Source organism: Psychrobacter sp. DD43 (assembly GCF_904846555.1).
In the GTDB taxonomy this organism is placed as follows: domain Bacteria; phylum Pseudomonadota; class Gammaproteobacteria; order Pseudomonadales; family Moraxellaceae; genus Psychrobacter; species Psychrobacter cryohalolentis.
Genome location: NZ_CAJHBE010000018.1, coordinates 1 through 15,353 on the forward strand (window position 1 = coordinate 1; position 15,353 = coordinate 15,353).

The window sequence follows — 15,353 nt, forward strand, 5'->3', positions numbered from 1 at the left end:
AGTGCGCTTAACCTTTACAGTGTCTAACTTGTCCATGAATAAGCTCCTTTTTCGTAAACTTATTTCAGGACGGGACAGGCTAAACAAAAAGGTCATAATAAGCTTTGGGCTTATCATGAGCACAATAGCGCCATTCAAACACCCAAAATTATTGAAATGATTGAGCAAGGTCATTCTGTTGCGTTGATTAGTGATGCTGGCACGCCACTTATTAGTGACCCAGGTTATCAATTGGTACAAGCAGCACATGCTGCTGGCGTTCGTGTATCCCCTATTATTGGCGCCTCTGCTGCTATTGCCGCACTGTCTGTTGCAGGATTGCCCTCAGACCGCTTTAGCTTTATTGGTTTTCTACCAGCAAAAACACATGGTCGTCAAAAGCAGCTGGCAGCATTGCACTCTCGCACTGAAACCTTAATATTTTACGAAGCGCCGCACCGTATTATTGCCAGTTTAGAAGATATGGCGACTGTATTTGGTGCTGAGCGCGAAGTAACGTTTTGCCGTGAATTGACCAAAACCTTTGAGACCGTAAATAAAAGTACGCTTGGCGAATTGATTGAATTTGTTAAAGCGGATGACAATCAGCAGCGCGGCGAAATAGTGGTGGTGGTCGCTGGAGCCAATGTTGCGCAAGACGATGATGACATCAGTATTCATGATAAATTACTGCAACGGCTACTAGAGGATTTGTCAGTTAAAAAAGCTGCCGCTTTAGGTGCTGATATTACCGGTGTTAAAAAGAATGCGCTCTATCAGCGCTTACTTGAGCTACAAACTCAATAATTTTTAGACATTCCAACCGAATAGACGCAGTTATAAATTCTTTGAGGAGAGATAAGCAATGTACGATGTGATGGCGATAGGTAATGCCTTGGTTGACCACGAATATCTGTTATCAGATGCTGCACTAGAAGAAACTGACCTGACTAAAGGTAATATGACGCTGGCAGGTATTGAAGAACAACAGCAATTATTGGCATATTTTAAGCTGGCAGAAATAGAACCATCAAAACAAGCGGGTGGCGGTTCAGCTGCCAATGCCATGTATGCGTTTTCAAGTTTGGGCGGTAAACCTTTTTATGCCTGCCGCGTCGGCGACGATAAGCAAGGTGAATTTTATTTAAAAGACTTACATGAAGCAGGTGTTGTCACCTCACCTCAGTCCATTCATATAGGCGGTGTAACCGGCTCATGTGTGGTTGCAGTAACTGAAGATGGCGAGCGTACTATGCAGACGTTCCTAGGTACTTCAAGCGATATAACCGCTGATAACGTTGACTTTAACGCGTTAACTCAAGCTGAGTGGTTGTATTTGGAAGGCTACCTTGCGATGTCTGCAGGTATTCAGCCAGCGATGGATCAATTGCGTCAGCAAGCGACTGTAAACGGTGCCAAGATTGCCGTTAGCTTTGCTGATCCAGCCGTTGTGAAATTCGCTAAAGAGGGTTTGCTAAATATGCTCGGCAATAAAGTTGCGGTGATATTCTGCAATAGTGAAGAGGCACGTTTATTTACAGATGAAAAAGAATACAAGTCAGCGGCGCGTGCGCTACTTGAATACTGCCAAATTGCAGTAGTCACTGATGGTGCTAATGGTGCAGTGATTGCACATCAGCCAAATGATGAGTCCAACATTGAAATTCATGATATCCCTACGCCAGCAGTCGATAGTGTCATCGATACCAATGGTGCCGGTGATAACTATGCGGGCGCATTTCTATATGCTTTGTCACAGCAATATAGTTTGCCAGAATGTGGTCGTCTTGCCAGCGCAGTTGCCGCGCAAGTGATTCAACAGCTCGGTCCACGTTTAGCGTCAGAAGATTATCAGAATATTGCCAAACGTGTACTGACTGCTTAAAAAATGAAGCCTAATACTTAGCAGTGTTTAGATAGCTTAGAAAATATAGTTTAGAGAATATAAAAAGCCCATATCGATTTGATACGGGCTTTCTGCTTTATAAGCTATTATTTAATTAAGCCGCAGCCAATGCTTGCTCTAAATCGGCTTTGATATCTTCGATATGCTCAATACCAATTGATAAACGAACCATATCAATGCTGACGCCTGCCTTTTCGAGCTCTTGCTCATTGAGCTGGCGATGGGTGGTCGTTGCTGGATGACAAGCTAGTGATTTGGCATCACCGATATTCACCAAGCGTGTAATCAGCTTCAAAGCATCAATAAAGCGCGAGCCTGCTTCAAGCCCACCTTTTACCCCAAAAGTCAAAATAGCAGATGGCGTCCCTTTCATGTATTTTTTGGCAAGTTCATGCTCAGGATGGTCAGGCAGACCAGCATATTTTACCCAAGCAACTTTATCATGGTCACGTAGATACTCTGCAACCGCTTGCGCGTTTTGAACATGACGCTCCATACGTAAACCTAGCGTCTGTAAACCTTGTAAAATACTAAAGGCATTGAGCGGGCTAAGTGCTGCGCCAGTATTTCGCAGCGGTGCTACACGAGCACGGGCGATAAATGCTGCAGCGCCAACGTCTTTGACGAAGTTTACGCCATGATAGCTGGCATCTGGGGTATTTAATAATGGAAAACGTTCAGGATAATCGCCCCAAGGGAAAGTACCACTATCGACAATAGCGCCACCAATCGAGGTACCGGTACCGCTCATATATTTGGTCAATGAATGAATGACAATATCCGCACCAAACTCAAATGGACGACATAATGCAGGTGTCGCAACGGTGCTATCAATCACGACTGGCACGCCATATTCATGCGCGATATCACTGAGTGCTTGGATATCAATAATATTGCCGAGTGGATTGCCGATACTTTCCGCAAAGACCATCTTGGTCTTATCATCGATTAAATCACGAATCGCTTCAGGGTTTTTGTGGTCAAAAAAGCGCACCTCGATACCTTGGCGTGGTAATGCATGAGCGAATAAGTTATAAGTACCACCATATAGTGTCGATACCGCAACGATATTGTCGCCTGCTTCACAAATGGTTTGAATCGCATAAGTGATGGCAGCCATACCAGAAGCCACAGCAAGCGCGCCGATACCACCCTCAAGTGCAGCAACGCGCTCTTCTAATACCGCATTGGTCGGGTTCATGATACGGGTATAAATATTGCCAGCGACTTTTAAATCAAATAAGTCTGCACCATGCTGGGTATTATCAAACGCATATGAGCTGGTATGATAAATGGGCACGGCGACCGCTTTGGTGGTCGGCTCTACAGTATATCCGGCATGAATCGTCAAGGTTTCAAGGCGTTGATTATTTTGCTTAGCTGGTTGTCCGTCACTCATGTTGTGCTCCTATATATTTATTCGCTATCAAAAAATACTTGTTGATTAAAATAGCTATCGCTAAACGATAGGCATAAAAAAAGCTGAGTTAATCATAACTCAACTTCTTTATGAAAAGAATAGCAAATTATCCATCACTTAATGACAAAAACGCATAAGCAATAAAAAACAAGCATCCTGTTCGTACTTATAATCACCGATTAGTTTTATTAATCAAAGCATTCTTATTTATAATAGGCGTTTTCAGTACGAGTATGATCGGTCTCATCAATCACTTGAGTCAGCTCGGGTATTTGCTGTTTCAGCTGCACTTCAACGCCTTGACGCAAGGTCATATCAACCGCTGAACAGCCTTGGCAACCACCACCAAATTTCAATACGGCAGTCAAGCCAACGCCTTCTTCATCAATCAATTCAAGCAATTGCACATCACCACCATGCGCCGCTAGGCTTGGATTGATCTCAGACTGCAACACATAGTTGATACGCTCTTCCACACTGGCATCAGCGCCCACTTTTGGCACTTTAGAGTTTGGTGCACGGAAGGTCAACTGACCACCAAAACGGTCTTTATTATAGTCAATTACCGCATCTTCTAAATAAGGTACTGACGCCGCTTCAATAAAAGCAGAGAAATTATCGTAGCTGAATTTCAGGTCAGCACTATCCTCTTCGCCTGGCTGATTGTAAGCCATACAGCACTCAGCGCGCGGTGTACCCGGATGTTCAACAAAAATACGTACGCCAATACCATCGGTGTCTTGCTTAGATAACAAATCCGCTAAGTAACCTTGCGCCGCTTCCGTGATGGTAATATTGCTTTTAGCCTCAGTTTGCTCAGTATCAAGCGCTGACTCGTAATCGGCAGCAGGTTCTACTTGAGTATCCGTTGGGTTATGTTCACTCATAATGCGTCCTATCTGTGTTATGACACCAGCGTGCTGTGTACCCGCTTCTTGTGTCGTCAATGCAAGGGAATATGTGTCAGTGACTATCATGCTTATCGCTTGTTGCTTTGACCATGACAGCTATCTATTTATACGGCTCATTATAGCGCACTTAGTCGACTATTCCGACTGCAGCGGTGTGAATTAGCAGTGGCTATCTGTAATGATCCTCACTTATAGTGAGCTGACCGTATCTTCATTGTATATAAAGACAGTAAGCTGACTTATCAAGTCTATGATGCATTCAGTGTAGTTAAAAGCTGTTACAAGCAATGAGAGCAGCTAAAGAAATTTGCTCAGAAAACTTAAGTCTTAAGAGAGCCCTGTATGTTGACTGAAAATCTAAAATTTGTGAGCACAAAAGATAATGTACAAATCGCTATTTGGCATATTTTTGATAGTAAAAAACAGCAATATTTATCTAACAACTCTACTTATAGAGCCCAAAATATCTTTTTAACTCATGGTACATTTTCAGACAAAAAAACCTGCTTAAGAATCGCTGAATACTTAGCAATACTCGGACATCATTGTTATATCATGGAATGGCGCGGTCATGGTGCAAGCTTAGCATCAAAAGATAAATTTAACTTCGAAACCATTGCCACTTATGATTTTGCTGCGACGTTTGACTATTTATGTCATCAATTAGACCTCGATAATCTGCACTGCGTCACTCATAGCGGCGGCGGTATCGGCTTAACCATGTTTCTCATTCAAAACCCAGACTATATCGACAAAATAAACAGTATCAGCCTATTTGCCTGCCAAGCCTATGGCGCCGCCTTGCACCCTATTAACCGTGTCAAAATATTTATCGCCAAATATCTCAATCGCTTATCGGGCTATATTCCTGCGCAAAAACTCAAACTGGGTCCTGTCAATGAAAGCTACCATACAATGAAGCAGTGGTATGACTGGAACTTACAGCAAAACTTTCACAGTAGTTTTATCAAGCAAGGCGATACGAATAAAAGCGACATGAATAATAATGGGGTGCCACATATAATTTCTGATACTAGGCCTTTTGATTACCGACAGCATATGCCAAAGATTACCATACCCATATATGCTATTAGCGCCAAAGGTGACCAGTTTATTTCCCCCACTTTGGGTTGTCGCGCACTGTTTAATGATTTTAATAATCATGCGAATACCTTTCGTGAGTACTCGTTTAGCAATGGCAATTTAGACGACTATACGCATAGCCGCATTTTAAATAGCCGTCATGCTGCCAGAGAGGTTTGGCCAACAGTTGCGGCGTGGATTGACAAGCATAGCGACTAACTTTATATATTTACCTCTAGCTTGATTGCTCAATAATATAGATACAGCCTTAAACATCTTTACACTTGCCAGCCAGTTGCAGCCTGTGTCAGTATTGATGTCTTTAAATTATTTTGAATTGATAATATTTTGAATCCTAGTTAACAACCAATAATTAAAAAATCCCCATTAATAATTGATAGCAGTACGGCAGGAGCTGGGCGTTTATGAGTGAAGCATCAGAGCAAACTTCAAATAAAAACAATACACACTATCGCTATTTGGTATTTATCGGGCGTTTTCAGCCCTTTCATTGTGGTCATAAAGCAGTTATTGATGAGGCACTCAAGCGTGCTGACAATGTGATTATGCTCATCGGTTCTGCTAATCTGCCACGTAGTTTGCGAAATCCTTTTAGTGTTGCTGAGCGCGCGGCTATGATTAAGGGCGCCTATTCAGCAGAGAAAGCTGCGCGTATCCACTGCGTTGGACTCGATGATGCACTCTACAATGACACGCGTTGGCTACAATATGTACAAGCTGGCGTCAAATCCGTCACTGGTGACTTGCAGACTGATATCGGTCTGATTGGTCACTCAAAAGACAGCTCATCGTATTATTTATCTTTGTTCCCCAACTGGGCATCTGTCTCCGTACCCAATTATCATAACTTATCCGCAACGCCTATACGTGACAGCTATTTGATGGGTGCTACACCAACGCCTGAGCGCACCCCTGAGTCAACGCGCAACGTATTGGATGAATTCAAGAAAACAAGCGAATATCAACAACTGCACGATGAAGCCGATTTTGTTGATAAGTATAAAAGACAATGGGAGTCTGCTCCTTATCCGCCAACCTTTATGACCGCCGATGCCTTAGTCGTACAGTCAGGACATATCTTGCTGGTTGAGCGCCGTAGTATGCCGGGGCAAGGATTGTGGGCATTGCCGGGTGGATTTTTAAACCCAAAAGAGACACTATTTGACGCCTGTATCCGTGAGCTCCGTGAGGAGACTCGCCTCAAAGTCCCTGAGCCCGTATTGCGTGGCTCTTGTCATAGTCAGCATACCTTTGATGATCCTTACCGCTCAGCGCGTGGGCGTACGATTACTCAAGCATTTTATTTTCAGCTCAAAAATGACCCAAAAGGCTTGCCAAAAGTAAAAGGCGGCGATGACGCAACCACAGCGTTTTGGTTGCCGCTCGCCGAGCTTGATGCCAAAATGATGTTTGAAGATCATTATGCGATTATCACCAAAATGGTCGGCTTATAATATTTTGTCAGACGGCTATGCGATCCTTTATTAATAATTTCCTAAACCGATAGACGGTAAAGGCTTCGCGCCGCCATCGTTGCGGCATCTCAAAGCAGAGGAGTTCTGTGATGTACACCAGTAATTTAAATAATTTAATCCTAAATAGCGACAGCTACAAAACCTCACATTGGGTGCAATATCCAAGCGGTAGTGAATATCTATCGAGCTATATTGAGGCACGTAAAGGCGACTACGATGTGGTGTTCTTTGGCTTGCAAGCCTTTATCAAAGAATATCTAAGCACGCCAATCACTCATCGAGACATTGATGAAGCCGAAATGGTCATTCAAGCACATGGCTTAACCTTTAACCGTGCTGGCTGGGAGCGCTTGGTTGATAAACATGGTGGTTATTTACCACTACGTATCGAAGCCATACCTGAAGGTAGTATCGTGCCTGTATCCAATGTCGTCTGCCAAATCATAAATACCGACCCTGAGTTTTATTGGCTACCAAGCTATATCGAAACGGCGCTACTGCGCGCAATTTGGTATCCATCAACGGTCGCTAGTGTCTCGCACTATTGTAAAAACATCATTCGTCAAGCACTAGAGAAGTCTGCGGACAATACAGAATCGCTAACCTTTCGTTTGCATGATTTCGGCTCACGCGGGGCTTCTAGCCAAGAGTCTGTCGCCCTCGGTAGTCTTGCACATTTAGTCAATTTTGCCGGTACCGATTCGATGACGGCTTTGGTGGCTGCCAGCCGCTGGTATCAGATGGATAAAGACATGCCAGCATTTTCTATCCCTGCCGCTGAGCATAGCACGATGACGGCATGGGGACGCGACGGTGAAACTGCTGCCTTTGCCAATATGATTGAACAGTTTGGCGGGGCAGGTAAAAGCTTTTCTGTTGTCTCTGACAGCTATGACTTATGGAATGCCATTGACAATATTTGGGGCGGCAGCCTAAAAAACGATGTAAAAAATATGGGCGGTACCTTAGTTATCAGACCAGACAGTGGCGACCCGGCCAAAGTCGTACGCGAAGCCTTGGAGCGTCTGGCAGTAAAGTTTGGTACGACAGTCAACAGTAAAGGCTACAAAGTCCTGCCCGATTATGTGCGTGTTATTCAAGGTGATGGCATCAGTCCACAAAGCTTGAGTAAGATTATCGATGTGGTCATGAAAGCAGGCTTTAGCGCTGATAACGTGACTTTCGGTATGGGTGGTGGACTGCTACAACAAGTCAATCGCGATACCATGAGCTGGGCAATGAAAGCCAGTGCTATCTCTATCAATGGTATATGGAAAGACATCTATAAAGACCCGATCACCAGTCGTTCAAAGCGCTCGAAAAAAGGGCGTTTGGCATTAATCAAACACAGTAATGGACAGCTAAAAACGATTAAGGCTGAAGACCTATCTGCAGACGCAGATAACCTACTACGTGATATTTATGTTGATGGAAAATTACTTATAGACGAGAGTCTAACTATTATTAGAGAGCGTGCAGGATGGTAGCTACTAGCAAAATACAGAATAAAATAGCCGCTGCTGCAAAGGATGTTTTATTTGCTCCTGTATACCTTTATCAAGGTCGAAAAATCAAACGAGATACGGTCCGTTTGCCTGAGCCAAATGGAGAAAGACATGGGTCTGTGCAACTGGATCATGCCAGTAACGAGTCAGCCGCTCAGAATAAACCCGCACTACATATCATGATCGTTGGTGATTCAGCAGCCGCTGGGGTCGGTAGTGAAACGCAGCAAGAAGCGCTCGTTGGTAAGCTCATTCCAATCTTGCAGCAGCAGCCCACTATTAATGAGCAGTTTGCGGTATTGAACTGGTCACTGCAAGCGACAACGGGGCACACCAGTTTTGATATTCTACGCAGGCTATATATTATGCCAGCACCAAACGAGCCTATCGATGTGATGATACTAAGTGTTGGGGTCAATGATACGACATCGAGTGTTGCTGTAAACAAGTGGCAACAGCAAATCAAAGATATTATTGCCATCGCTCAGCGTAAGTTCGGCGTGCGCAAGTTGGTTTTTTTAAGTCTACCGCCTATGGCACAAATGCCAGCAATACCTGCTCCGCTAAATAACTTTGTTGGCGCAAAAGCGTCTATTCTTGACGGAATATTGCAGCAAATCTGCAGGGCTCATAAAAACGTCACTTATATGGCAACGGATTTCCCACGCATGATCGCTGAGCACTCTAACGGTACGCCGATCGATATCAAGGTAATGTTTGCGAGCGATGGCTTTCATCCAAGTAGCCTGATGTATGGCTATTGGGCGCAGCAATTGTCGGAGCTGATTGTAGATTTACTTGATTCATCAACCCATTAGCCAAAAGCTAGCACAAAAAAACCGCTGAATAGTCAGCGGTTTTTTATATTCTTAATACCATCACTGTGCATGCTTGAGAGAACACATGCTCAAAATAATATCACACAATACGTGTGAATTATTCTGCAGCGTCAGTATCAGCAGCTTTCTTACGGCCACCAAACGCACCAAAACGTTTGTTGAAGCTTGCAACACGACCTTCAGTAGAAGTTTTACGTTGCTCACCAGTATAGAATGGATGCGACGCACTTGAGATATCAAGTGGGTAGTATGGATATTCTGAACCTTCGTATTCACGAGTGGTTTTGGTTTTAACAGTTGAACGAGTCAAGAAGAACACGTCAGCGTTAGTGTCGTGGAATAAAACTTCTTGGTAATTAGGATGGATATCTTTACGCATAATAAACTCTCTATGTCCGATGTATGTATAACGACTTTGCAAAACAGCATTTTTAACAATGCGTTCAGCAAACGATGACATACGTAACTGAGGCACTAAGGACATTGATAAGTATGGCAGCTGCGTCACTGGCTTATTCCAGCACCCAACACCATTCCTCTGCTCGCTTAGCCTTTCCCCAGCGGGAAAATCAAACCGCGATTTTACCGGTTTTTGGGGTTTGATGCAAGCAGCAGTTGTGAGGGTTATCAGTGCTAATTTGTCACTGCAGCATCAATAGTATTGAGGCAGATAGACAAGCTGCGTATAATGATGCGTTAGATAATATAATCAATAACTATTAATTTTTAAGATTAATTTAATAATATTCAATTAGTATTGGTGATTTAATTATCAATACTAATTGAATACTAACATTTAATGAGGATAAGACAATGAAAAATACAATAGCGAAAAACAGTATAAAAGCTGTTCTATTTGGCTCAGCAATTGCTATAACAACGCTGGCAAGTGCGGCGCTACCAACTCAATGGCAGCTAGATGATGCACATACCCGTGTCGGATTTTCAGTCAATCACTTAGGGTTTTCGACCACCATGGGTCACTTTAATGATGTCAAAGGTATGGTCAATTACGATATCAAAACACCCAATAAAGCCAATATGAATTTCACCATTGCCACTGACAGCATTGATACCAATTGGGATGCTCGCGATGCTCATTTGAAAAAAGATGAGTTTTTTAATGTGGCAAAATATCCAACCATGACTTTTAAATCGACTAACATCACCTTTAAGAATCCACAACAAGCCACAGTCACAGGTGACTTCACTCTACTGGGTCAAACCAAGCCACTGACCCTAGATGTGACTTTGAATAAAATAGCCAATAGCCCGATGACCAAAGAGCCAGTTATTGGTTTTCGTGCCACCGGTGTGATTGACCGAGCTGCTTATGGCATGACCGCTTTTGCAAGTGGTATTACGACTGAAGTACCCATTCAAATAGACGGTGAGCTGGTTGAGAAAAAAGCGACTACGAAGAATAAAGCAAAATAGCTTTATACATATCAATGTTATACTTTTATGAAGTAAATTTGCAGTTAAAAATATTGCAATAAAAAGCAGCCATTAGATGGCTGCTTTTTTATGGTAAAACTTAGTCTTTATATTCAGACCTTACTTGGTTCTAACGATATGCCAAACACCAAGTTTATTGTCGCCATCTTTATCCCCAACATTGGTGTCATTGGCATAGAAATACAGCGGCTTGCCGTTCATGGCCCATTGATACTTGCCGTCTTCACGTTGGAAGGCAGCAAACTGCCCTGAAGCTTTGGCATTGCTAGGTGCCATAAATGCCGGCCAAACTAGCATACAAGCGCTGCCACACTCTGATCTATTCATCGAATCCTTATCAAAAGTATACAAAGTCATATGGTTACGAGAATCAACCAGCATGCCGTTTTTACTCATGACAGGCGCAGTATTTTTATTGGTTGCTTGCACGTCATGCATACCAGAGTCGTCATTACCGACCATATTGTTTAGCGTGGAACAACCGCTAAGAGCCAACACACCACTAAGAGTGGATAAAACTAAAATATGTTTCATAATAACTTCCTTGTCATTGTCATCATAGATTGTTAATTGTTATTAGATCGTTCTTATCACTCTAGGATTTAAGCCATAATAAATTGCAAGCGAATATCTTAAACCCATTATTGAGATTTTAAATATAGCATAGGATTTATAGCTGTTATTCTTGTCCTCATATAAATTTACAAAAGCCCATAAACATTACAATTTCGCCAAACAAAAATACTTAATACCATCAGTAATTAGCGGTTTTAGGAGAAAGTAAATCTGCTCGTCCCTATGGTAACAATAGGATGACGCTTTTAAATTGAATTAAAGATATTATCTTGATTGCGTAAGTTTATGGCCAATAGAATTTTGGGTTAAACGTTGACAAAAATCATGTATGCACTTACCAATTTGCCGTTCTATTCCCCAACGTTTTTTGTAGAATAGCGCTATAGAAATTAAGCATGACTACACAATGGCGAATGTGACCATTGAGATTTATGATCACTGTTGAACTTGACTGCCTCTGCACGCATATCAATATCCATAAGCCGCCTCATGCCTATGCCAAGTACGCCTTTAAGTACTGATTTAAGTACCACTTGATGCAAATGCTATTAAGGATATAACCTCGACAATGACTCACTCTCTCATGAATAATCAAGTAATTGCTACTCAACGTGTCGGTATCCTCGGTGGTGGTACGGCGGGGGCAACCATTGCCATTCGATTGGCAGCGTTAGGGCTTGAAACTTACGTGTTCGAAAAAAACAAATCGCTGATTGATGGTCCGCCTATGTGCCATTTGCATGCCGGTGGCAATCTCTACCGCGAAATCCCTGACGAGGACTGCGTCGCCCTTCTCAAACAGTGCATCGATATTTTACGTCTTTATCCTTATACCATTGATGTACGCCCAACGGTATTTGCGGTGCCGACTCGTGATGACGGCATGCCGGAAGACTTGCTACCGCGGCTTGAGATATTGACCGATGCCTATCGTGAGCTGATTGCTCAAGATGCCAATAACAAAGTACTGGGTGAACCGGAAGATTATTATCAGCTCTACAGTCATGAACAACTGATTGCATTGTCTGAGCGTGAGCAAGTGACTGTGCCAACTACCGTTGATGAATGGATGATACCGGTTGCTAAGTATTTAGATTTAAATAAAGTTAAATTTCCGCTGATTGTGGTACAAGAATATGGCTGGAATATCTTTCGCTTGGCAGCATCGGCGCAATTGGCATTAGATGGTTATGAGCATGCGCATGTCTTTACTGATACTCAAGTAAAGCAGGTCATGCCAGTTGATTGTGAAAACTGCTCAAATGCTGATCATCATGTGACCAAATGGCGTATTGATTATCAGCAAGGCGCTGGTTTAGATCCTGAAGCGCAATCTAATAGCAAAATCGAGTCCATCGAAGTTGATTACCTCGTCAATGCCTGTGGTTTTCGTACAGGGGTGATTGATGATATGGTCGGTGTCAAAGTCACGCGTATGGTAGAGTTTAAATCCTCTTATATTACTCATTGGGAAGATACTGGTGGACAGATACCAGAGATTATTGTCTATGGTAATCGCGGTACACCTGAAGGGATGGCACAACTAACCCCTTATCCAGGTGGTTATTTTCAGATACATGGCATGAGTAATTTTATCACGCTATTTAATGATGGTTTGGTGGCTTCAAGTAAAGACAGCGCCCAACCAAAATTGCCGCCGCAATATGTGCACTATATCGAAGATGGTTGGGACAAAGCACCGCTACAAGCGCGTAGCCAACAAGCGATTGATTATGTGGCAGAATTTGTACCGACCTTCCATAGTGCCCGTACTGTCGGCAATGCTTTATACGGTGGGCAGCAAATTCCTGGTGAGGATGATACACTCCGGGTCGCTGATGTGAGCTTATACTCTAATATTCGCTATGCCCGTGCTGAAAACGTCAAAGCATCTTCAACTCTAATTGCGGCAGATCAAATCGTTGATGAATTGAGTGAGCTTGGTTTGATTGAACTTGATACGCCCGTGAACCGCAATCGCTATTCTCATGAGTGGGCGTATCTGGCGCACAACGACAGTCTGGCTATTGAGACAGTCGCCCGTGATTTGGCAAAAGAGCGTGGCTTTCCGCAGGCAATGGCAGGCGTCAATCGTGGTATTCGCGAAAAAGCGTTAGAGGATTTAAATATTAATAATAGTTCAGATAATTATAGAACTTAAGAAAGATATTTTTAGTTAGCGGACAAAAAAAGGGAAAGAATTGCTTTTCTTAGCCATTCTTTCCCTTTTTTCATATTTGCTTATATATCTGCTTTTAGTTGCCAGCCATCTTTTCTGTATCGACAGCAGCATCTATTTTGACCATCGTCTGCAGTAAATCAATAGCATCACCAATCGTGTTACATACTACTAAGCGCTCAAGATCTTCTTGCTTCATAAACCCTTGCTCAGTGGTATATTTTAAATGCTCAATCATACGATCATAAAAACCATTAATATTCAGAATAATCATTGGCTTTTCATGTTGATATAGCTGGCGCCATGTGGCGATTTCCATGATTTCCTCTAAAGTACCAAGCCCACCCGGTAAAGTAATAAAGGCATCAGCATATTCTGCCATCACTGTTTTACGCGTGTGCATGGTATCTGTGAGATGTAAACGGGTCAGCTGCTCATGAGCAATTTCGTGTTTGAGCATAAAGGTTGGAATCACACCGACTGCTTCTGCACCACCTCGAATCACTTCATCAGCGACTGCGCCCATCAGCCCGATACTCGCGCCACCGTATACTAAACCCATGCCATTGTCTGCTAATGCCACACCAAGCTCTCGTGCGGCTTGCTCATATATGACATCATTACCCAAACGCGACCCACAATAGACCGCAACTAGCGGCATAGTTAACGCTGATTTATCCACGGCTTTTTCGATATTAGTAATATCTTGACTGGTAATCACTTCATACGTGTCATTGTTAATTTTCATTTGCATATAGCTTCCTTAACTTTTATATCAATTGTTTTTATTAAGAACTTGTTTGTTAAAGCATTTTTATCCGTGCATGTTGAATAGTCAAGATAGTTATTCAGTTCAGTCTTAATGGATCATATCATGCAAGATAAATTGGGATAGAACTTAGAAGTCATATTTGAGCGCCTTCCCTACTGAGATTTATTTTAACATAAGCAATGTTATCACGCGGTCACAACCATTTATCACTACGCAATTACTACATTTTTAAGGTTACACATTGGCAGCTTATTGCAAATTAACGCCCTCTCTTTGCTAACAAAGCTCATTCATAAAAATGACTACAATATGTTAAGGTTTAACCATGGAAAACAGCCCTACTATTACTCAAACAGAGGCTTATTCATTAAGCATTATGACCGATCGCAATCAGGCATTAGCAGCAACTGTCTATCGTCCCAAAACGCCTGTAAAGACGGCCATCATGATAGCACCAGCAACAGGTATCAAACGCCAGTTTTATCATAACTTTGCCACTCACTTAGCCGAGCATGGCTTTGGCATACTGACATTCGATAATGAAGGTATCGGTGAGTCACTCTCAACTGACTTGGCAAAATGTGATGCATCTTTAATCAGCTGGGGTCGCCACGACATGCCAGCCGTCCTTGAGGCCTTGCAAGATGAATTTACCGATGCCACTTATCATTTGATTGGTCATAGCGCTGGCGGTCAGCTCATTGGTTTGATGCCAAATTACCAGTCTATTGCTTCAATATTTAATGTCGCTTGCTCATCGGGTCGCATCAAAAACATGGACCTGCCTTATAAGCTTAAGGCCATAGGTTTTATGGAAGCATTTATTCCTCTCACTAATCTGACGTTAGGCTACACGCCATCGGATAAAATCGGCATGGGCGAGCCGCTGCCGCGCGGCGTCGCTCGTCAATGGCGTGAGTGGTGTAATGGCGCAGGCTATATCAAGACCGCCTTTGGGAAAAGTATACACACGCATTTTTATGATGAGATCGATATGCCAGCGTTATGGCTAGGGTTTAGTGATGATGAGATTGCCAATAGCAAAAATATGGATGATATGATTCGCGTTTTTACCAAAATGCCAGCAGAAAAACGCTTTTTAGATCCCAAAGATTTTGGTGTTAGTAGCATCGGTCACATGCGTTATTTTAGTAGCAGAACCAATGCTAAAGCGCCTAAGCTGTGGCAAATGGCTATTGATTGGTTACATAATCAATAGACTTCAGAGC

13 protein-coding genes and 1 pseudogene are annotated in these 15,353 nt (G+C 42.8%); 9 read left to right on the top strand and 5 right to left on the bottom strand.

Translation table 11 applies throughout. From position 1 onward, the window contains the following. Positions 1 to 93: 93 nt before the first annotated feature. Together rsmI and JMX89_RS09855 are read left to right on the top strand one after the other, a co-directional pair. Positions 94 to 786 (top strand): annotated as a pseudogene (gene rsmI / locus JMX89_RS09850) (16S rRNA (cytidine(1402)-2'-O)-methyltransferase); the annotation flags it as partial. A gap of 58 nt (positions 787 to 844) precedes the next feature. Then, the gene (locus JMX89_RS09855; RefSeq protein ID WP_201531963.1) at positions 845 to 1,864 is read left to right on the top strand and encodes an adenosine kinase; all 1,020 of its coding nucleotides are present in this window, start codon (positions 845 to 847) and stop codon (positions 1,862 to 1,864) included. Between the two features lie 115 nt (positions 1,865 to 1,979). On the opposite strand, the gene JMX89_RS09860 is transcribed toward JMX89_RS09855, so the two are convergent. Beyond that, positions 1,980 to 3,284, bottom strand: a complete 1,305-nt coding sequence (locus tag JMX89_RS09860; RefSeq protein ID WP_201531964.1) for an O-acetylhomoserine aminocarboxypropyltransferase/cysteine synthase family protein — start codon at positions 3,282 to 3,284, stop codon at positions 1,980 to 1,982. 224 nt (positions 3,285 to 3,508) lie between these two features. Continuing rightward, positions 3,509 to 4,192: a Fe-S biogenesis protein NfuA gene (gene nfuA / locus JMX89_RS09865; protein ID WP_041753256.1), complete on the bottom strand. Its 684-nt coding sequence runs from the start codon at positions 4,190 to 4,192 to the stop codon at positions 3,509 to 3,511. Between the two features lie 366 nt (positions 4,193 to 4,558). On the opposite strand from nfuA, the gene JMX89_RS09870 reads away from it, so the two are divergent. From JMX89_RS09870 to JMX89_RS09885, 4 genes are all read left to right on the top strand, one after another. Next, a complete protein-coding gene (locus JMX89_RS09870) occupies positions 4,559 to 5,518 on the top strand; it encodes an alpha/beta fold hydrolase (RefSeq protein ID WP_201531965.1) in 960 nt (319 codons plus the stop codon). A gap of 206 nt (positions 5,519 to 5,724) precedes the next feature. Then, a complete protein-coding gene (locus JMX89_RS09875) occupies positions 5,725 to 6,774 on the top strand; it encodes a bifunctional nicotinamide-nucleotide adenylyltransferase/Nudix hydroxylase (protein ID WP_201531966.1) in 1,050 nt (349 codons plus the stop codon). 110 nt (positions 6,775 to 6,884) lie between these two features. Further along, on the top strand, positions 6,885 to 8,282 hold the full coding sequence (locus tag JMX89_RS09880; protein ID WP_201531967.1) for a nicotinate phosphoribosyltransferase: 1,398 nt from the start codon (positions 6,885 to 6,887) through the stop codon (positions 8,280 to 8,282). After that, positions 8,276 to 9,118 (top strand): SGNH/GDSL hydrolase family protein, encoded by an 843-nt coding sequence (locus JMX89_RS09885; RefSeq protein ID WP_201531968.1) that lies wholly within the window; start codon positions 8,276 to 8,278, stop codon positions 9,116 to 9,118. Before JMX89_RS09880 ends, JMX89_RS09885 begins: the two co-directional genes overlap by 7 nt. A gap of 118 nt (positions 9,119 to 9,236) precedes the next feature. On the opposite strand, the gene JMX89_RS09890 is transcribed toward JMX89_RS09885, so the two are convergent. Then, positions 9,237 to 9,518, bottom strand: a complete 282-nt coding sequence (locus JMX89_RS09890) for a type B 50S ribosomal protein L31 (RefSeq protein WP_011281173.1) — start codon at positions 9,516 to 9,518, stop codon at positions 9,237 to 9,239. A 434-nt stretch (positions 9,519 to 9,952) separates the two neighbouring features. Here JMX89_RS09890 and JMX89_RS09895 point away from each other — a divergent pair, with 434 nt between their 5' ends. Continuing rightward, positions 9,953 to 10,576: a YceI family protein gene (locus JMX89_RS09895; protein ID WP_201531969.1), complete on the top strand. Its 624-nt coding sequence runs from the start codon at positions 9,953 to 9,955 to the stop codon at positions 10,574 to 10,576. Between the two features lie 120 nt (positions 10,577 to 10,696). Here the strand turns inward: JMX89_RS09895 and JMX89_RS09900 are convergent, their stop codons facing one another. Further along, a complete protein-coding gene (locus JMX89_RS09900) occupies positions 10,697 to 11,131 on the bottom strand; it encodes a hypothetical protein (protein ID WP_201531970.1) in 435 nt (144 codons plus the stop codon). 610 nt (positions 11,132 to 11,741) lie between these two features. Between JMX89_RS09900 and JMX89_RS09905 the strand changes: the two genes are divergently transcribed. Next, complete coding sequence (locus JMX89_RS09905) at positions 11,742 to 13,334, top strand: FAD-dependent oxidoreductase (protein WP_201531971.1); 1,593 nt, start codon at positions 11,742 to 11,744, stop codon at positions 13,332 to 13,334. Between the two features lie 94 nt (positions 13,335 to 13,428). Here JMX89_RS09905 and JMX89_RS09910 read toward each other — a convergent pair whose 3' ends face one another. After that, positions 13,429 to 14,106: a TIGR00730 family Rossman fold protein gene (locus JMX89_RS09910; protein ID WP_020444341.1), complete on the bottom strand. Its 678-nt coding sequence runs from the start codon at positions 14,104 to 14,106 to the stop codon at positions 13,429 to 13,431. 343 nt (positions 14,107 to 14,449) lie between these two features. Here JMX89_RS09910 and JMX89_RS09915 point away from each other — a divergent pair, with 343 nt between their 5' ends. Continuing rightward, positions 14,450 to 15,343: an alpha/beta fold hydrolase gene (locus JMX89_RS09915; protein ID WP_201531972.1), complete on the top strand. Its 894-nt coding sequence runs from the start codon at positions 14,450 to 14,452 to the stop codon at positions 15,341 to 15,343. Positions 15,344 to 15,353: the final 10 nt, after the last annotated feature.